At 64.6% G+C, this 17,797-nt stretch carries 15 protein-coding genes; 10 read left to right on the top strand and 5 right to left on the bottom strand.

The features are described 5' to 3' along the window. Positions 1-218 precede the first annotated feature (218 nt). The 4 genes from IVB18_RS00075 (at position 219) to xth (ending at position 5,757) form a co-directional block, all read left to right on the top strand. The gene (locus IVB18_RS00075) at positions 219-1,433 is read left to right on the top strand and encodes an aminotransferase class I/II-fold pyridoxal phosphate-dependent enzyme (protein WP_247987332.1); all 1,215 of its coding nucleotides are present in this window, start codon (positions 219-221) and stop codon (positions 1,431-1,433) included. Between the two features lie 9 nt (positions 1,434-1,442). Next, entirely contained in the window at positions 1,443-3,914 is a 2,472-nt protein-coding gene (locus IVB18_RS00070; RefSeq protein ID WP_247987331.1) for a DNA translocase FtsK, read from the top strand. A 152-nt stretch (positions 3,915-4,066) separates the two neighbouring features. Beyond that, a complete protein-coding gene (locus IVB18_RS00065; RefSeq protein WP_247991925.1) occupies positions 4,067-4,822 on the top strand; it encodes an outer membrane lipoprotein carrier protein LolA in 756 nt (251 codons plus the stop codon). A 119-nt stretch (positions 4,823-4,941) separates the two neighbouring features. Continuing rightward, complete coding sequence (gene xth, locus IVB18_RS00060; protein WP_247987330.1) at positions 4,942-5,757, top strand: exodeoxyribonuclease III; 816 nt, start codon at positions 4,942-4,944, stop codon at positions 5,755-5,757. A gap of 107 nt (positions 5,758-5,864) precedes the next feature. On the opposite strand, the gene IVB18_RS00055 is transcribed toward xth, so the two are convergent. Both IVB18_RS00055 and IVB18_RS00050 read right to left on the bottom strand, forming a co-directional pair. Next, positions 5,865-6,308: a cyclic nucleotide-binding domain-containing protein gene (locus tag IVB18_RS00055; protein WP_247987329.1), complete on the bottom strand. Its 444-nt coding sequence runs from the start codon at positions 6,306-6,308 to the stop codon at positions 5,865-5,867. 58 nt (positions 6,309-6,366) lie between these two features. Beyond that, complete coding sequence (locus tag IVB18_RS00050; protein ID WP_008142830.1) at positions 6,367-7,053, bottom strand: response regulator; 687 nt, start codon at positions 7,051-7,053, stop codon at positions 6,367-6,369. 203 nt (positions 7,054-7,256) lie between these two features. On the opposite strand from IVB18_RS00050, the gene IVB18_RS00045 reads away from it, so the two are divergent. After that, entirely contained in the window at positions 7,257-7,826 is a 570-nt protein-coding gene (locus tag IVB18_RS00045; RefSeq protein ID WP_247987328.1) for a L,D-transpeptidase family protein, read from the top strand. A gap of 6 nt (positions 7,827-7,832) precedes the next feature. Further along, positions 7,833-8,618, top strand: coding sequence for a fumarylacetoacetate hydrolase family protein (locus IVB18_RS00040; RefSeq protein WP_247987327.1), 786 nt, complete (start codon positions 7,833-7,835; stop codon positions 8,616-8,618). Positions 8,619-8,636: 18 nt separating this feature from the next. Here the strand turns inward: IVB18_RS00040 and IVB18_RS00035 are convergent, their stop codons facing one another. Then, complete coding sequence (locus tag IVB18_RS00035; RefSeq protein WP_247987326.1) at positions 8,637-9,326, bottom strand: YggS family pyridoxal phosphate-dependent enzyme; 690 nt, start codon at positions 9,324-9,326, stop codon at positions 8,637-8,639. A gap of 109 nt (positions 9,327-9,435) precedes the next feature. On the opposite strand from IVB18_RS00035, the gene IVB18_RS00030 reads away from it, so the two are divergent. From IVB18_RS00030 to holA, 4 genes are all read left to right on the top strand, one after another. Then, on the top strand, positions 9,436-11,133 hold the full coding sequence (locus tag IVB18_RS00030; RefSeq protein WP_247987325.1) for a diguanylate cyclase: 1,698 nt from the start codon (positions 9,436-9,438) through the stop codon (positions 11,131-11,133). A 368-nt stretch (positions 11,134-11,501) separates the two neighbouring features. Continuing rightward, positions 11,502-14,126 (top strand): leucine--tRNA ligase, encoded by a 2,625-nt coding sequence (gene leuS, locus IVB18_RS00025; protein WP_247987324.1) that lies wholly within the window; start codon positions 11,502-11,504, stop codon positions 14,124-14,126. Next, the gene (gene lptE / locus IVB18_RS00020) at positions 14,113-14,664 is read left to right on the top strand and encodes an LPS assembly lipoprotein LptE (RefSeq protein ID WP_247987323.1); all 552 of its coding nucleotides are present in this window, start codon (positions 14,113-14,115) and stop codon (positions 14,662-14,664) included. Before leuS ends, lptE begins: the two co-directional genes overlap by 14 nt. Positions 14,665-14,775: 111 nt before the next feature. Beyond that, positions 14,776-15,804: a DNA polymerase III subunit delta gene (holA, locus tag IVB18_RS00015; RefSeq protein ID WP_247991924.1), complete on the top strand. Its 1,029-nt coding sequence runs from the start codon at positions 14,776-14,778 to the stop codon at positions 15,802-15,804. A gap of 113 nt (positions 15,805-15,917) precedes the next feature. Here the strand turns inward: holA and IVB18_RS00010 are convergent, their stop codons facing one another. Together IVB18_RS00010 and IVB18_RS00005 are read right to left on the bottom strand one after the other, a co-directional pair. Then, entirely contained in the window at positions 15,918-16,802 is an 885-nt protein-coding gene (locus tag IVB18_RS00010; protein WP_247987322.1) for a ParB/RepB/Spo0J family partition protein, read from the bottom strand. Positions 16,803-16,942: 140 nt separating this feature from the next. Further along, positions 16,943-17,797 (bottom strand): ParA family protein, encoded by an 855-nt coding sequence (locus tag IVB18_RS00005; RefSeq protein ID WP_247987321.1) that lies wholly within the window; start codon positions 17,795-17,797, stop codon positions 16,943-16,945.

Below are 17,797 nucleotides of genomic sequence, written 5' to 3'. Positions count from 1 at the left end.
ATTGCGGCTGCGCTTGCTCGAAACACACGATACGGGGGCCGACGGCCTCGCGGGCGCGGCGCATTCCGTTGTTATCCGGCCTCATTATTCCACTCTGGACGGGCGCGCCAACCGATGGTTAATCGCGTCTTAACCTCGCCCTATCTATGGTGAACTGAACCGCTTCCGGCCGGCGTATTCATGCGACCGGCAGTTCCAACAGTGCTGGCGCCCAACGAATGGCAATGACCGCTTCATCCCGTGCGCCGCAGGGCAGTGGAAGCTCCGACAGCGAACGCTCGCCCTTCATCCGGCTGAACGAGCTGTTGGCGCCGCATCAGCCGGGCAAGCCCTTGATTACGCTTGCAGTTGGGGAGCCCCAGCATCCGGTGCCGGATTTCGTCGGCCCGGTGCTGGCAAAGCACATCGCCGATTTCGGCCGCTATCCTCTCGGCAAAGGCATCGAGCCGTTCCGGAAAGCCGCCAGCACCTGGCTGTCGTCGCGCTTCAAGCTGCCGCGGCCGCTCGATCCCGAGAGCGAGGTCCTCGTCCTCAATGGCAGCCGCGAAGGGCTGTTCTTCGCCGCGATCACGGCCGCGCGTTACGTCGGCCCGCGCCTCGGCAAGCCCGCGATCCTGATGCCGAACCCGTTCTATCCGGTCTACGGCGCCGGCGCCCGTGCAGCTAGCTGCGAGCAGATCTACTTGCCGACCACGGTCGAGAACGGCTTCCTGCCCGATCTCGACGCTATCGACGAGGCCACGCTGGCGCGCACGGTGGCGTTCTACCTCGCCTCGCCCGCCAACCCGCAAGGCTCGGTCGCATCGCGCGACTATTTTCTTCGCTTGAAGCAGCTCTCCGACCGCTACGGCTTCGTCATCCTCAGCGACGAATGCTATTCGGAAATCTACACCCGCGAAGCGCCGGGCAGTGCGCTCGAATGCGCCGGTCCCGACTTCACCCGCGTGGTCGCGTTCCAGTCGCTGTCGAAGCGCTCCAACCTGCCGGGCATGCGCGTCGGCTTCGCCGCCGGCGACAAGAAATTCATCAGCATGTTTCTCGAGCTGCGCAACGTCGCGGCGCCGCAGGTGCCGGCGGCGCTCCAGCATGTCGCGACCGCCGCTTACGGCGACGAGGCGCATGTCGAGGAGAATCGCAGGCTCTACCGGATCAAGTTCGATCTCGCCGACCAGATCATCGGCAATCGTTACGGCTATCGCCGGCCCGATGGCGGCTTCTGCGTCTGGCTCAACACGTCCGAGCTCGGCGACGACGTGGCCCTAACGGTCAGGCTCTTCAAGGAAGCAGGCGTGCGCGTGGTGCCCGGCAGCTACCTGGCACGGCTCCAGCCCGACGGCTTCAATCCCGGTGCAGGCTACATTCGCCTCGCATTGGTGCAGGATGGTGAGACCACGGCGGCGGCGCTGCACCGCCTGGTCGAAACTCTGGGTTAGGCGGGGCCCATGAGCATGTCGACAATCGAACGTGTCATTCCCCTGGTCGGCCATCTGCCGCCCTCGATCCGCGAGGCACTGACGCGCCGCGTGCGCGAGCTCACCGGTCTCGGACTGATCACGCTCTCGGGCGTCGCCTCGGCCGCGCTGATGACCTGGTCGGTGCAGGATCCCAGTCTCAGCCATGCGACCTCGCGGCCGATCCGCAACATTCTCGGCTATGCCGGCGCGATCGGCGCCGACCTCGCGATGCAGATCCTCGGGCTCGGCGCAATCATGCTGATCCTGACGGTGGCCGTGTGGGGCTGGCGCATGCTGACCCATCGCCCGTTCGATCGCGAAGCGCTGCGACTTGGTTGCTGGATTCTCTGCACGGTAATCGCGGCAGGCTTTGCGAGCTGCTGGCCGCATGGCGGCGCCTGGCCGCTGCCGACCGGAATTGGCGGTGTCGTCGGCGACGCGCTGGTGCGCGCGCCCGCGGTGATTTTCGGACCGGCCGGCACGATCTATCGCATCGTGCTCGGCGCAATCTTGTTCGTCGCGATGGCCGCGACCTTCCTGATCGCCTGCGGTCTCGGCGCACGCGAGCGCGACGAAGAGGTTGCGCCGATCGAGGATGACGATACGCCGCTCGACGAAAACGAGGGCAGCGATCGCGGCTCGGTGTCGCTGGGCTGGCTGTTCCACGCACTGATGAGCACCAAGGCGCGACTGATCTGGCTGCTCGGCACCGCCTATCGCTCGCTGGTCTCGAGCGGACCGAAGCCCCGTGCGATTGCCTTCGACCGGCAGGAACCGAATCTCGGTGCCGGCCGTGCCGCGCCGTCGATCTCGCCACAGTCCGAGGACAAGGATTACGAGGAGGAGCACGAGGAAGACGACGAGGAGGAAGAGGAAGCGCCGGCCGCGCGCGCGCCGCGCAAGAAGGCCGCGCCGAAGGCTCTCGCCAAGAAATCCTCCGACAAGTTCGAGCTTCCGTCCGTGTCCGTGCTGGCCGCGCCCAAGGCCGGCGATCGCCAGCCGCTCAGCAAGGCCGAGCTGGAAGCCAATTCGCGCGCGCTCGAAGGCGTGCTGCAAGACTTCGGCGTGCGCGGCGAGATCGTGAAGGCCAATCCGGGCCCTGTGGTCACGTTGTACGAGCTGGAGCCCGCGCCCGGCATCAAGTCGTCGCGCGTGATTGGCCTGGCCGACGACATCGCCCGCTCGATGAGCGCGCTGTCGGCGCGCGTCGCTGTCGTGCCCGGCCGCAATGCCATCGGCATCGAGCTGCCGAACGCGCATCGTGAAAAGGTCTATCTGCGCGAGCTGCTGGTCGCCAAGGAAACCATCGAGACGGTCGCGAAGCTGCCGCTCTGCCTCGGTAAGACCATCGGCGGCGATCCCGTCATCATCGATCTCGCCCGCACCCCGCACATGCTGATCGCCGGCACCACCGGCTCCGGCAAGTCGGTCGCCATCAACACCATGATCCTCAGCCTGGTCTACCGGTTGCGCCCTGATCAGTGCCGGCTGATCATGGTCGATCCGAAGATGCTCGAACTCTCCGTCTATGACGGCATCCCCCATCTGCTCACGCCTGTTGTGACCGACCCGAAGAAGGCGGTCGTCGCGCTGAAATGGGCCGTGCGCGAGATGGAAGAGCGCTACAAGAACATGGCCAAGCTCGGCGTGCGCAATATCGACGGCTACAATGCGCGCCTGCTCGAAGTGAAGGCCAAAGGCGAGGAGCCAACGCGCACGGTGCACACCGGCTTCGACAAGGAGACCGGCAAGGCGATCTACGAGGAAGAGAAGCTCTCGCTCGAGCCGCTGCCCTACATCGTCATCATCGTCGACGAAATGGCCGACCTGATGATGGTCGCCGGCAAGGACATCGAAGGCGCGGTGCAGCGCCTCGCGCAGATGGCGCGCGCCGCCGGATTGCATGTGATCCTCGCGACGCAGCGTCCGTCGGTCGACGTCATCACCGGCACCATCAAGGCGAACTTCCCGACCCGCATCGCCTTCCAGGTCACCTCCAAGATCGACAGCCGCACCATTTTGGGCGAGATGGGCGCCGAGCAACTGCTCGGCCAGGGCGACATGCTCTACATGGCCGGCGGCGGCCGCATCAGCCGCGTGCACGGACCTTTTGCTTCGGACGAGGAAGTCGAGAAGGTGGTGCGCCACCTGAAGACGCAAGGACAGCCGGAATATCTCGAAGCGGTCACGGCCGAGGAGCCGACCGAGGACGAGGACGGCGCGGTGTTCGACGCCACCGGCATGGGCGCGGACGGCGGCGGCGATCTGTTCTCGCAGGCCGTCGCCATCGTCAAGCGCGACCGCAAGGCCTCGACCAGCTACATCCAGCGCCGCCTGCAAATCGGCTATAACCGCGCCGCATCGCTGATGGAGCGCATGGAACTGGAAGGCATTGTCGGCCCCGCCAATCACGCCGGCAAGCGCGAGATTCTGGTCGAGGAAGAAGACAGCCACATGTGAGGCGAGTCGCCTCAAAATAGCATTTCACGCAAAAACGTTATCTGCTTTTGCCCGAAATCACGCTAAAAAGGCGCCTAGCCACACAGGACGACGCGTTGATCAGACATCCGGACATTCGATTCGCTGCCTCCATCGCTGCGCGCAGCGCGCGCGTGGCCGGCGTGCTTCTCGTCACCGCCGCGATGGTGACCGCGACGTCTTTTGCGCAGACCGTACCCGTGCCAAAGCCCGCGCCGAAGGGCCGTGACGGTGCTCCGCCCTCGGGGGGGCCGTCGATCACGGGTGCGACCCAGGTGCCACCGAATCCGGTGATTCCGGACCCACGCCGCAACGTGCCGAGCAGCATCTTCCAGACCTTCGACGCCAACCAGAAGGCGCAGGCGGCCAAGGTCAGCGCCTACCTCTCCTCGCTTCAGACGCTGGTCGGGAATTTCGTCCAGGTCGGCCCCGACGGCAGCAAAACCCAGGGCGACTTCTACATCCAGAAGCCGGGCAAGGTGCGCTTCGAATATGATGCGCCGAGCCCGATCGACATCGTCGCCGACGGATCGTCGGTCGTGGTGCGCGACCGCAAGCTCGCCACGCAAGACGTCTATCCGCTGTCGCAGACGCCGCTCCGTTTCCTGCTGTCTGATCGCATCGACCTGATGAAGGACACCAACGTCGTCAATGTCACCGCAGACGACGTCTTCGTCAGTGTCACCATCGAGGAGAAGCAGGCCCTGGTCGGCACCAGCCGGCTGATGTTGATGTTCGGCGCCAAGGACGGCCAATTGAAGCAGTGGACCGTCACCGACCCGCAGGGCTACGACACCACGATTGCGGTCTACAATCTCGATGCGGGCAAGAAGCTCGACCCCGGCATGTTCAAGATCGACTTCACCAATTACGGCCCGTCGCCGGGTTAAGCAGAGACGCCGTAGGGTGGGCAAGCGTGCCCACCATCCATGCCACGAGCTTGAAAAGACGTGGGCACGACGCTTTGCGCCTTTGCCCACCGACGAGAGCTTGCTATGACGCGTCCCTCATGCGTCTTTCCCTGACAACCTGGAACATCAACTCGGTGCGGCTGCGCATCGATCTGGTCGCGAAGTTTCTCAAGAGTGCGCGGCCGGACGTGCTGTGCCTCCAGGAGACCAAGTGCATCGACGATGCCTTTCCGCTGAAGCGCTTCAAGCGGCTCGGCTATGAGCATGTCGCGCTGAACGGGCAGAAGGGCTATCACGGCGTCGCCATCGTCTCGAAGATTCCGTTCGAGTCCAAGGACATCCGCACCTTCTGCGACAAGGTGGATTCGCGCCACATCTCGGTGTCGTTCGGCGAGAAGGCCAACATCGCAAAGCCGCTGGTGCTGCATAATTTCTACGTGCCCGCCGGCGGCGACATTCCCGATCCCGCGCTGAACGAGAAATTCGACCACAAGCTTCGCTTCCTCGACGAGCTGAAAGCGTGCGAGCCGCTGCATCCGCGTGGCGAAGACCGCCACATCCTGGTCGGCGATCTCAACGTCGCCCCGCACGAGAACGACGTGTGGTCGCACAAGCAGCTCCTGAAAGTGGTGTCGCACACTCCGGTCGAGACCGAGAAGCTTCAGGCGGCGCTGAACGCCGGCGAGTGGATCGACGTCGCGCGCGAGCGTATTCCGATGTCGGAGAAGGTCTACACATGGTGGAGCTACCGCTCCGCCGACTGGACCGTCGGCGACCGCGGCCGCAGGCTCGATCACATCTGGGTCTCGCGCGCCTTGAAGGACGCGGTCAGCGATTTCAGGATCTTGCGCGACGCGCGGAGCTGGGAGCGTCCGTCGGACCACGTGCCGGTGACGGTGACACTGGAGGTGTGACGGCGAAGAAGCTTGTAGCCCGGATGGAGCGCAGCGAAATCCGGGACTTCTCTTTTCGTAACAGCAATTCCCGGATTGCGCTTCGCTCCATCCGGGCTACGGAGCGGCTAAATGGTCAGCTTCGCACCCGCCATCAAGATATCGCTGGCGATCTGGCTCGAGCGAACGGCGAATTCGTCGCGAAGGCGAACCGCTGCGGCCGGATCGCTTTCGAGCACGCGCTGAAACAGGCTGCGCGCGACGCGGATGACGGAAGAGTGCTCGATCGCGATCGCGCTCGACGGCCGCTTCATCGGCACCACCAGCGCAAGCTCGCCGATCAGCGCGCCGGGACCGGCGATCATTTCAGCGCCGGCGCCGTCATCGACCCGAAAGGCGCCGCGCTGGACCACGAAGCCGGCATCGGCATCGTCGCCGAGATTGAACAGGACGTCGCCGCGCACGAAGTCACGCTGCTCGGAGCCGATCGCCAGCATGCGCAACGAGGCGTCTCCCAACAGGCGCAATGTCGGGACACGCTCTAGAAGCACTACGTCGTCGTCGATTGACATTCAGGTCCGAAGCTCGCGGGCACGCGATCTAAAACGATTCGTGCACCCCCAAAGCGTATCACGGCACCAGCTTGTAGCCACCGGCTTCCGTCACCAGGATTTCCGGGTTGGCGGCGTCCTTCTCGATCTTCTGGCGAAGACGGTAGATGTGGGTTTCCAGCGTATGGGTGGTGACACCGGAATTGTACCCCCAGACCTCCTGGAGCAGGGTCTCGCGCGAGACGGGCATCTGGCCGGCCCGGTACAGGAAGCGAAGGATCGCGGTTTCCTTCTCGGTCAGCCGGACCTTGCGGGCATTGGCCGCGGTCAGCATCTTGGAGCCCGGGCGGAAACTGTAGGGGCCGACCGAAAACACAGCATCCTCGCTGGCTTCGTGCTGGCGGAGCTGGGCGCGGATGCGGGCGAGCAGCACGGCGAAGCGGAAGGGTTTTGCGACATAGTCGTTGGCGCCGGATTCCAGGCCCAGAATTGTATCGGAATCGGTGTCGTGCCCGGTCAGCATGATGATCGGGGCCTTGAATCCGCCCTTACGCAGGGACCGGACCACCTCGCGGCCGTCGGTGTCGGGCAGGCCAACATCCATCAGGACGAGATCGGGGGAGTTGGCCTTTGCGGCGCTTGCGCCCTTGGCGCCGGTATCGACGGCGGAGGCTTCAAATTCTTCGTGCAGCGATAATTGCTCCACCAACGTATCGCGCAGATCGGTGTCGTCATCCACGATCAGGATCTTGCGGGCATTGGCCATAGGGGATCATCCTTTTGGGGTCCGGCTCGGCGCGCATGCATGCCGCGCTCAGCCGTGATGGGAAAGTTAGGGGTCGCCGTTATTATTGTTGTTCGTGTTGAAGTAGTGGGCTGTTACCGATTCACAAGCGAGAACCACTCTAACCCAGAATAGCAGGGCGCCTTGATGAATGTCCTGTAATGAATTCGACATCGCACGTTCGCATGAAAAATGAAGTTACTTCAGTCGGTTACGTCAGGAAAAGGCGCTCGGGCCCGCTCGTCGTGATCCGCGTTAGGCCTGCTGCCGGTAATCCGCGCCGAGGCTGGCTGACGGCCGGACAGCTGACGATTCCGGTGGCGTTGGGACGCGGCGGCATTCTGGCCAACAAGCGCGAGGGCGACGGCGGCACCCCGCGGGGCAGCTTCCGGCCGCGGCAATTATGGTGGCGTGGCGACCGCCACAGCCGCCCGCAGACCTTCCTGCCGGCGCGGACCATCACTGCCGCGGACGGCTGGTGTGAGGACCCCAGCGACCGCCACTACAATCGGCCGGTCCGGCTCGGGCGGGAGCAGGGCGGCGACCGGCTCAAGCGGGCCGACCATCTCTATGACTTCATCATCGAGATCGACCACAACACCAGGCCGCGCATCGCCGGCCGCGGCAGCGCGGTGTTCTTGCATCTGGCCCGCGACAATTTCGGGCCGACCGCGGGCTGCATCTCCATGACAAAAGCGGCGATGCTACAATTGCTGCGGCGGCTGGGACCGCGAACAAGAATCATCATCGGGTGAGGACACATGCTCGACAAGGATCAGATCGCCGCCGCATCGCGCGCCCTCGTTCAACATTGGTGTGACGGCACCAAGCTTGACACGCTGGAGATTTCTCTGCGCCCACAGAGCCGCGTCGAGGGCTACGCCGTGCAGGCCGCGCTCGAAACGCAATCGGCCGCAAAACTGTTCGGCTGGAAGATCGCGGCAACCAGCGAGGCCGGACAGAAGCATATCAACGTGGCGGGCCCGATGGCTGGACGCATCTTAAGCGACACCGTCATTGCCGATGGCGGCACCGCGTCGATGAAGGGCAACGAGATGCGCGTCGGCGAACCTGAATTCGCCTTCCGCATGGGGCGCGATCTGCCGCCGCGCGCGGAGCCCTACGGCGTGGACGAGGTGCTCGCCGCCGTCGACACCTTGCATCCCGCGATCGAGATTCCGGATTCGCGCTTTGCCGATTTCGCCAGCGCCGGCGAAGCCCAGCTCATCGCCGACAACGCCTGCGCGCATTTGTTCGTGCTGGGCGCGCCGGCCAGGGCCGATTGGCGCGCGATGGATCTCGTCGAGGAGCGGCCCGTGACCGTGCTGCGCGATCAGCGCTACGTCGGCCACGGCAGGAACGTTCTCGGCGACCCCCGTGTTGCGCTGGCCTGGCTTGCCAACGAGCTGCGCGGGCTCGGCCTCACCTTGAGGGCAGGGGAGGTGGTGACGACAGGCACGTGTCATCCGCCGCTGCCGATCCAGGCCGGCGATCAATTTGCGGTGGATTTTGGCGTGTTGGGAAAAGTGTCGGTGGGGTTCGCGTAGGCGCCGCGCACTCCGCCGTCACCGATGCCCGAAGATCGCCGACCCCACGCGCACATGCGTGGCGCCGAGCATGATGGCGGTGGCAAAATCGGCGCTCATGCCCATCGAGAGATTTGTCAAACCGTTGCGCGCGGCGATCTTGGCCGTCAGCGCGAAGTGCGCCGCCGGCGGCTCGTCGACCGGCGGAATGCACATCAACCCGGAGATGGTCAGCCCATAGGTGTCGCGGCAGTTCGCGAGGAAGGCGTCGGCCTCGCCGGGCGCGACGCCGGCCTTCTGCGCCTCCTCGCCGGTATTGATCTGGACGAACAGCTGCGGGTGCTTGTTCTGGGATTCGATTTCCTTGGCTAACGCTTGGCAAATGCTCGGACGGTCAACCGAATGGATGGCATCGAACAGCGCCACCGCCTCTTTCGCCTTGTTGGATTGCAGCGGCCCGATCAGGTGCAGCGCGATATCCGGGTAAGCAGACGTTAACTCAGGCCACTTGCCCTTGGCCTCCTGCACACGATTCTCGCCGAATACGCGCTGTCCGGCGCCGATAACCGGGGTAATTGCATCCGCGGCGAAAGTCTTGGACACCGCGATCAGCGTCACCGAGCTCCGCTCGCGCCGCGCTTCCTTGCAGGCGCGCGCGATTTCCGCTTCCACGGCGGCGAGCCCGTTTGGTGAATGAGCGGTTAGCGGCACGGCGTTGGCTTCGGTCATGATGTCGGCTCGGCACTGATTGTTGCGGAGGTAGTTCCAATTTTACCGAGTTCACGAAAGGGTTTTTGAACCCTTCGCTTTACCTTGCCAGATGGGGTGGGTCGCGAAGATGGCAAACGTCAGTTTCAACCGCAAACGAGCAAAACTCAAGCAGGTCCTCGGAATCCGGGCGCGGCTTGCGTTGCTCGCGGTGATTCTGGTGGCGCCCTTGATGCTCGAGCGCATCCGTTCGCTCGAAGACACGCGGGCGAAGCAGATCGCGCAGGCCGCGGCCGAATTCACCACCGTCGCAAGGCACAGCGCCGATGCGCAGCGCGAGGTGATCTCATCGGTCGAGACCATCTTGAAATCGGAAGCCTTCATCCGCGCCTCCGCCGGCGGCATCAGCAAGAGCTGCGACGTGCTGCGCGCGAGCCTGCCGTCGAGCCTTCCCTGGATCCGCACGTTGTTGATCGCCGGTCAGGACGGACGCATCCAGTGCGCGACCAATAACATGTATGTCGGCCTCGACCTCAGCGACCGGCCTTATTTCCAGCAGGCGCAGGAAACCGGCCGCTTCGTTCTCAGCGACTTCATCCTGTCGCGGCCCGTGCCGGCACCGACCGTCATGGCGGTCTATCCGGTGTCCGCGTTCAGCGGCGTATCCGATGCCGTCGTGCTGGCAACGGTCAATCTCGACTGGATGTCGAAGGTCATGAGCAATCTCGGCGGCCGCGCCGGCATCACCGCGGTGCTGGTCGACAGCGCCGGCACCGTGCTGGCCGCGCCCGCCGACCAGCACAGCGCGGTAGGCCGGCCCCTGGACAACATGCCGCTGATGTCGGCGATCGCCGACAAGGCGTTGCGTTCGGACCAGGACGAGGGCTCGCTGTCTTTCCTGGCCGCCGACGGCTCCCGGCGTGCGGTCAGCTACATCCGCATTGCCGGCACCAACGCCCGCCTGATCGCCAGTATCGACGAGGACAAGGTGTCTGCGGCGGTCAGCCGCGACATCCGCACCGCCTATCTCCAGCTCGCCTTCGTCGTCGTGTTCGTTCTGCTCGGCGCGCTGATCGCCGCCGAGAAGCTCGTGATCAAGCCGATCGAGATGCTCGCGGACATGGCCAAACGTCTCGGCGAAGGTGATTTGTCGGCCCGCGCCGCGCGCAATCGCCTGCCGTCCGAATTCGTGCCGCTGGCACGCGCGCTCAATGCGATGGCGGCGCAATTGAGCCAGCGCGAGCGCGAGCTGATCGCGAGCAACGACAGGCTGACGGTGATGGCGTCGATCGACATGCTGTCGGGCCTCGCCAATCGCCGAGGTTTCCAGAGCCGGCTCGATTTCGAATGGATGCGCGCGCAGCAGTATGACAGCGACCTGGCGCTGCTAATGATCGACGTCGACCATTTCAAGCTGTTCAACGACACCTACGGCCACCTCGAGGGCGATTCCTGCCTGACCCGGCTCGGCGAATCGTTGTCCGGCATCGCGGCCGACACGATGGGCTTTGCGGCACGCTACGGCGGCGAGGAATTCTGCCTGCTGCTGCCGAACACCGATCTGACGCGCGCCCTCGAGATCGGCGAACAGGTGCGCGCAGCCGTGCTGAAGCTTTGCCTGCCGCACATCACCTCGAACCACATGATCGTTACCGTCTCGATCGGCGTCGCCGCGACGCGGCCCAACGAGACCCTGCGCCCGGGTGATCTGATCGAAGCGGCAGATGCCGCGCTCTACGCAGCCAAGCACCGCGGCCGCAATAATGTCGTCGAGCACGGCATCGTGCACGTGGAGAACGGTGCGGCCGAGATGATGATGGCGGGTTAATATCGCCCGGCGGCGGCGGCAGTCAGATCGGAATCGACAAAGCCTGCATTCGTCCCGACATGACAGAATGCTGCGAAGCGCTCTATTGCGCCGGGGTACATTTTCATTGGAACCGGCGCCGCACAACCTGAGGCGAGATGATTCGGATGCGAATATCCGGACATGCCGCCAAACTGACGTGCCCGCGCGTGATGAGGGTCGGGCTGGGATCGCCGCCCATCGGCCCCCCGCCAGCCGTCCCGACCATGCATCGCCACGGCGCTCCGGCAAACCGTCGCGGGTATCCAACCCGTTGACCCCACGGCCGCTTTTGTGGCCTAGTCCGCCGTCTTCAGACCGGCTCGAACTCACGAAAAACCAACGATTCCATGACCTCCGAACGCTATAACGCCCGCGACGCCGAACCGCGCTGGCAAGCCGCCTGGGACGAACAGGCGATCTTCGTCTCCAGGAACGACGATTCGCGCCCGAAATACTACGTGCTCGAGATGTTCCCCTACCCATCCGGGCGCATCCATATCGGCCATGTCCGGAACTACACGCTCGGCGACGTGCTGGCCCGCTTCATGCGCGCCAAGGGGTTCAACGTGCTGCACCCGATGGGCTGGGACGCCTTCGGCCTGCCGGCCGAAAACGCCGCCATCGAGCGCAAGGTCGCACCGAAAGCCTGGACCTACGACAACATCGCCGCGATGAGGAAGCAGCTCCGCTCGATCGGGCTGTCGCTGGACTGGAGCCGGGAGATCGCGACCTGCGATCCCAGCTATTACAAGCATCAGCAGAAGATGTTTCTGGACTTCATGCGCGCCGGCCTCGCCGAGCGCGAGAAGCGCAAGGTGAACTGGGACCCCGTCGACATGACCGTGCTCGCCAACGAGCAGGTGATCGACGGCCGTGGCTGGCGTTCAGGAGCCGTTATCGAACAACGGGAAATGAACCAGTGGGTCTTCAAGATCACGAAGTACTCGCAGGAGCTGCTCGCCGCGCTGGATGGACTGGACCGCTGGCCCGACAAGGTGCGGCTGATGCAGCGCAACTGGATCGGCCGCTCGGAAGGCTTGCTTGTCCGCTTTGCGCTGGACACCGTGACGACGCCGGCCGGCGAGAGCGAGCTGAAGATCTTCACGACGCGCCCCGACACGCTGTTCGGCGCAAAATTCATGGCGATCTCGGCCGATCATCCGCTGGCACAGGCGGCCGCCGCAAAGAATCCGAAGCTCGCCGAGTTCATCGGCGAGATCAAGCGGATGGGCACGGCCCAGGAGATCATCGACACCGCCGAGAAACAGGGTTTTGATACCGGCATCCGTGCGATTCACCCGTTCGATCCGACCTGGAAGCTGCCGGTCTATGTCGCCAACTTCGTGCTGATGGAATACGGCACCGGCGCGATCTTCGGCTGCCCCGCGCACGACCAGCGCGACCTCGACTTCGTCAACAAGTACAATCTCGGCAACACGCCGGTGGTGTGCCCCGAGGGCCAGGACCCGAAGAGTTTCGTGATCACCGACACCGCCTATGACGGCGACGGCCGCATGATCAATTCGCGCTTCCTCGACGGCATGACCATCGAGCAGGCCAAGGACGAAGTCGCGAAACGCCTGGAAAACGAGCTGCGCGGCAACGCGCCGGTCGGCGAGCGTCAGGTGAATTTCCGCCTGCGCGACTGGGGCATTTCACGCCAGCGCTATTGGGGCTGCCCGATTCCCGTCATCCACTGCCCGAAGTGCGATGTGGTGCCGGTGCCGGATGTAGACTTGCCGGTGAAGCTGCCGGACGATGCGACCTTCGACAAGCCGGGCAACGCGCTCGACCATCATCCGAGCTGGAAGCACGTGGCGTGCCCGCAATGCGGGGCTAAGGCGCTGCGCGAAACCGACACCATGGACACCTTCGTGGATTCGTCCTGGTACTTTGCGCGCTTCACCGATCCCTGGAACGAGAACGCGCCGACGACGCCTGCGGTCGCGAACCGGATGATGCCGGTCGACCAGTATATCGGCGGCGTCGAGCATGCGATCCTGCATCTGCTCTACAGCCGCTTCTTCGTGCGCGCGATGAAGGCGACCGGCCACATCGCGATGGACGAGCCGTTCGCCGGCATGTTCACGCAGGGAATGGTGGTGCACGAGACCTACCAGAAGGCCGACGGCACCTATGTTCAGCCGGTCGAAGTGAAGATCGAGACCGGCGGCAACGGCCGCCGCGCCACGCTGCTGGCAACCGGCGAAGACATCCAGATCGGCGCGATCGAGAAGATGTCGAAGTCGAAGAAGAACACGGTCGACCCCGACGACATCATCGAGACCTACGGCGCCGACGTCGCGCGCTGGTTCATGCTGTCGGACTCCCCGCCCGACCGCGACGTGATCTGGAGCGACGAGCGCGTCCAAGGCGCCTCGCGCTTCGTGCAGCGGTTGTGGCGGCTGGTGAACGAGGCTGCGGAACTTGGCAAGGGCGCGCCGGCGGCCCGGCCAGCTTCGTTCGGCCCGGATGCGACCGCCCTGCGCAAGGCCGCCCATGGCGCGCTGGACAAGATCACCACCGGCATCGAGCGGCTGCACTTCAACGTCTGCCTCGCCCATATCCGCGAATTCGCCAATGCCCTGTCCGAGGCGCTACAGCGGCCCGGCCAGCCTGCCCCTGACCTCGCCTGGGCGATCCGGGAAGCCGGCCATATCCTGGTCCAGCTGTTCTCGCCGATGATGCCGCATCTGGCCGAGGAGTGCTGGCAGCTGCTGGGCCAGCCGGGGCTGGTTTCCGAGGCCAATTGGCCGCAAATCGAACGCGATTTGCTGGTTGAAGACGCCGTGACCCTGGTGGTTCAGGTCAACGGCAAAAAACGGGGTGAGGTCACGGTTGCAACAGCGGCCCAGAATCCGGAAATCGAGGCTGCCGTTTTGGCCCTCGATGCGGTAAAGCTGGCCCTGGACGGCAAGCCCGTCCGCAAGGTGATCATCGTCCCCAAGAGGATCGTGAATGTTGTCGGCTAGGATCCGCATCGCAGCCCGCTTGCTGGCGGTCGCCGCATTGGCGGCGCTGACGGCCGGCTGCTTCCAGCCGATGTATGCCGAGCATACCGACGGTACCCCCGGCCTGCGCGAAAAGCTGATGGGGATCGATCTCCCGCCGGTGGACAAGGCCAATGCTTCTCGCGAGGCCCGCGTCGGGGTGGAGATCCGTAACTCCCTTGCCTTTAAGCTCTACGGCACTGCCACGGGTATGCCGCCGACCCACCGCCTGGTGTTGCGCTTCAACTCCAGCAGGTCGTCCCTGATAGTCGATCCCAGTACCGGTCTGCCGACCAGCGAAAACTACGGCATCGACGCCCAGTACAACCTGATCGAGATCGCGACCAACAAGTCGGTGATGACCGGCAGCACGTTCTCGCGCGTGTCCTATGACATGCCCGGCTCCTACCAGCGCTTCTCGCGTAACCGTGCCGTTCGCGATGCCGAGGATCGTGCCGCCAACGAGATCGCCGAGAACATCACGACCCGGCTCGCCTCGTTCTTCACCGCGGGCACGTAATTACCTTTGTCATTCCGGGCACGCGAAGCGTGAACCCGGAATCTCGATCCTCCACCTCTGGATTCCGGGTTCGCGCCTTGCGCGCGCCCGGAATGACGAGTGTTAGGCAACATGGTCGCGCTGCGCGGAAAAGAGATCGACGCCTTCCTGGCCCGGCCCGACGCGGGCCGACCAATCATCCTGCTCTATGGTCCTGATGCCGGTCTCGTGCGCGAACGCGCCGATGCACTGATCGCCTCCGCCGTCGACGACCCCAACGATCCGTTCTCGCTGGTGAAACTCGACGGCGACGAGCTCTCCGCTGAACCGTCGCGTCTGGTCGATGAAGCAATGACCGTCCCGTTGTTCGGCGGTCGCCGCGCCATCCGCGTGCGTGCCGGCTCACGCAGTTTTGCCAGCGGCATCGACACGCTGGCGGAGATGTCCGTCAGGGATTGCCGGATCGTGATCGAGGCCGGCGAGCTGCGTCCGGAGTCGCCGCTGCGCAAAGCATGCGAGCGCGCCAAGATGGCCGTGGCGATCGGCTGCTATCCCGACACCGAGCGCGACCTGGCCAAGCTGATGGAGGACGAGCTCCGCATCGCGAACTTGCGCATCGCGCAGGACGCCCGCGCTGCGCTGATGTCCTTTCTCGGCGGCGACCGCCAGGCCTCGCGCAACGAGCTGCGCAAGCTCACGCTCTACGCCCACGGCAAGGGCGAGATCACGCTGGATGACGTGATGGCCGTGGTGGCCGACGCCTCCGAGCTGAAACTCGATCCGATCGTCGACGGCGCCTTCGCCGGCCGGCCGGACATCGTCGAGAACGAATTCGCCAAGGCGATGATCGCCGGCACCTATCCCGGCGTGATCATCTCCGCCGCGCAGCGCCAGGCAGCATGGCTGCACAAATCCGCGCTCGCCATCGCCGATGGCGCGCCCGCCTCCACCGTGCTCGACGGCGGATTTCCACGGCTGCACTTTTCACGAAAGCCGGCGGTCGAAACGGCGCTGCGCAATTTCAGCGTGGCGCGGCTTGCGGGGATCATCGAGCAGCTCGCCACTGCAGCGCTAGACACCCGCAAGCAATCCACCCTCGCCGCCGCGATCGCACAGCGCACGCTGATGGCCATCGCTGCGAATGCGAAGCGACGGGGCTGAGCCGGGTTCTGTCCATGCGTCATTGCGAGGAGCCCTTTGACCAGGACGGTGCATGCTCTCATCCTGAAGCGCGGAACGCGCGGCTCTCAGGGTGAGGGTGAACGGAAAGAGGGCTAGATCCCGCCCTTCGCGAGCCGACGCATCACCTCGTCGAGCTGATCGAGGTTGCGGTAGTTGATCTGCACGGAGCCACCGGGGTCGCGGTGGCTGACGGTGACCTTGAGGCCGAGCGCATCGCTGACGCGTTTCTCCAGGTCGATCGTGTCAGGGTCCTTTTCCTTGGCCCCGACGCGCGCCTTCTGCGGCTTGCGCTCCGGCACGCCCTCTTCATGCGCGAGCGCCTCGGCCTGGCGGACGTTGAGGCCCTCCTCGACGATGCGCTTGGCGGATGCGAGCGGATCGGGCACGCCGATCAGTGCGCGGGCATGCCCGGCGGTCAACTGACCGGTCGCGATGAAAGCCTGCACTTCGCCCGGCAGCTTCGTCAGCCGCATCATGTTGGCGACATGGCTGCGGCTCTTGCCGACGACTCTTGCGATGTCGTCCTGGCTGCGTTTGAACTCGTTGGCGAGCGCGTGATAGCCCTGCGCCTCTTCCATCGGGTTGAGGTCTTCGCGCTGCACGTTCTCGACGATCGCGAACTCCAGTGCATCGCTGTCGCTGATGTCAACCGGCACGATCGGCACTTCATGCAGACCGGCCATTTGCGAGGCGCGCCAGCGCCGCTCGCCGGCGATGATCTCGTAGCGGTCCTGCGCGCCCTTCACCGGGCGCACCACGATCGGCTGGATCACGCCGTGCTGCTTGATGGAGTCCGAGAGTTCCTTGAGCTCGACTTCGGAAAAGGTGCGGCGCGGGTTGCGCGGATTGGGCTTGATGAATTCGATCGGCACCTTGCGCTGCGCGCGCGGCCGCTCGACATGCGCCGCCTCGCCGCCGACGTCACCGATCAGACTCGCAAGACCCCGGCCCAGTCGCGAACGCGCTTCGTCGGCCATCGCCAGCTCCCTTGGATTCACGTAGCAACACTCCAGAACTGAATTTCGAATTGTAGGGTGGGCAAAGCGAAGCGTGCCCACCGGTTATGTGGCGGAAGATGGTGGGCACGGCGAAGACGCCTTTGCCCACCCTACGTCGTTCAATGCGTGGTGCGCAGTTCGCGCTCGCGCTGGATCACTTCGGTGGCAAGCCGCAAGTAAGCTTCGCTGCCGACGCATTTGAGATCGTAGACCAGCACCGGCTTGCCGTAGGACGGCGCTTCCGAGATGCGCACGTTGCGCGGGATCATGGTCTTGTAGACCTTCTCGCCCATGAACTGCCGGACGTCGGCGACGACCTGGTTCGAGAGGTTGTTGCGCGAGTCGAACATGGTCAGCACGATGCCGTGGATCGACAGGTTCGGATTGAGCGTCGAACGCACCTGCTCGACCGTCTGGAGCAGTTGCGACAGACCCTCCAGCGCGAAGAACTCGCATTGCAGCGGCACCAGGATCGCATCCGACGCGGCCATCGCATTCACCGTGAGCAGGTTGAGCGAGGGCGGGCAGTCGATCAGCACATAGGTGTAGTCGGCGTCCGGCGAGACGTTGTTGTTGAGCGAGCCGATCGCGTCGCGCAGCTTGAAGGCGCGGCCGGGTGTGGTGCCGAGCTCGAGCTCGAGGCCGGAGAGGTCCATGGTCGAGGGCGCGATGTGCAGCCGCGGCACAGCGGTGGCGACCACCGCCTCACGCAGGCTCGCTTCGCCGATCAGCACGTCATAGGTCGAGCAGGAGCGGTTGCGGCGATCGATGCCGAGCCCGGTCGATGCGTTGCCCTGCGGATCGAGATCAACGATCAGGACGCGCTCGCCGATCGCCGCGAGCGCCGTGCCGAGATTGATCGCTGTGGTTGTTTTTCCCACACCGCCCTTCTGATTCGCGAGCGCCAGGATGCGCGGATGGCCCTGCGGGACCACGCTGGTCTGTTCCTGCTGCGGTTCGTCAATCACGGTCAT

Source organism: Bradyrhizobium sp. 186, assembly GCF_023101685.1.
GTDB lineage: Bacteria > Pseudomonadota > Alphaproteobacteria > Rhizobiales > Xanthobacteraceae > Bradyrhizobium.
The sequence above is the reverse complement of the archived record's forward strand: the minus strand, read 5'-3'. Positions and strand labels throughout refer to the sequence as shown.

Excerpts from the sequence above, each read along its gene's own strand:
- xth (WP_247987330.1), top strand. The coding sequence starts at position 4,942 with ATGCGTCTTTCCCTGACAACCTGGAACATCAACTCGGTGCGGCTGCGC.
- IVB18_RS00010 (WP_247987322.1), bottom strand. The coding sequence starts at position 16,802 with ATGGCCGACGAAGCGCGTTCGCGACTGGGCCGGGGTCTTGCGAGTCTG.
- IVB18_RS00030 (WP_247987325.1), top strand. The coding sequence starts at position 9,436 with ATGGCAAACGTCAGTTTCAACCGCAAACGAGCAAAACTCAAGCAGGTC.
- IVB18_RS00075 (WP_247987332.1), top strand. The coding sequence starts at position 219 with ATGGCAATGACCGCTTCATCCCGTGCGCCGCAGGGCAGTGGAAGCTCC.
- IVB18_RS00070 (WP_247987331.1), top strand. The coding sequence starts at position 1,443 with ATGAGCATGTCGACAATCGAACGTGTCATTCCCCTGGTCGGCCATCTG.
- IVB18_RS00040 (WP_247987327.1), top strand. The coding sequence starts at position 7,833 with ATGCTCGACAAGGATCAGATCGCCGCCGCATCGCGCGCCCTCGTTCAA.
- IVB18_RS00045 (WP_247987328.1), top strand. The coding sequence starts at position 7,257 with ATGAAAAATGAAGTTACTTCAGTCGGTTACGTCAGGAAAAGGCGCTCG.
- IVB18_RS00005 (WP_247987321.1), bottom strand. The coding sequence starts at position 17,797 with ATGACCGTGATTGACGAACCGCAGCAGGAACAGACCAGCGTGGTCCCG.
- IVB18_RS00050 (WP_008142830.1), bottom strand. The coding sequence starts at position 7,053 with ATGGCCAATGCCCGCAAGATCCTGATCGTGGATGACGACACCGATCTG.
- holA (WP_247991924.1), top strand. The coding sequence starts at position 14,776 with ATGGTCGCGCTGCGCGGAAAAGAGATCGACGCCTTCCTGGCCCGGCCC.
- leuS (WP_247987324.1), top strand. The coding sequence starts at position 11,502 with ATGACCTCCGAACGCTATAACGCCCGCGACGCCGAACCGCGCTGGCAA.
- lptE (WP_247987323.1), top strand. The coding sequence starts at position 14,113 with ATGTTGTCGGCTAGGATCCGCATCGCAGCCCGCTTGCTGGCGGTCGCC.
- IVB18_RS00055 (WP_247987329.1), bottom strand. The coding sequence starts at position 6,308 with ATGTCAATCGACGACGACGTAGTGCTTCTAGAGCGTGTCCCGACATTG.
- IVB18_RS00035 (WP_247987326.1), bottom strand. The coding sequence starts at position 9,326 with ATGACCGAAGCCAACGCCGTGCCGCTAACCGCTCATTCACCAAACGGG.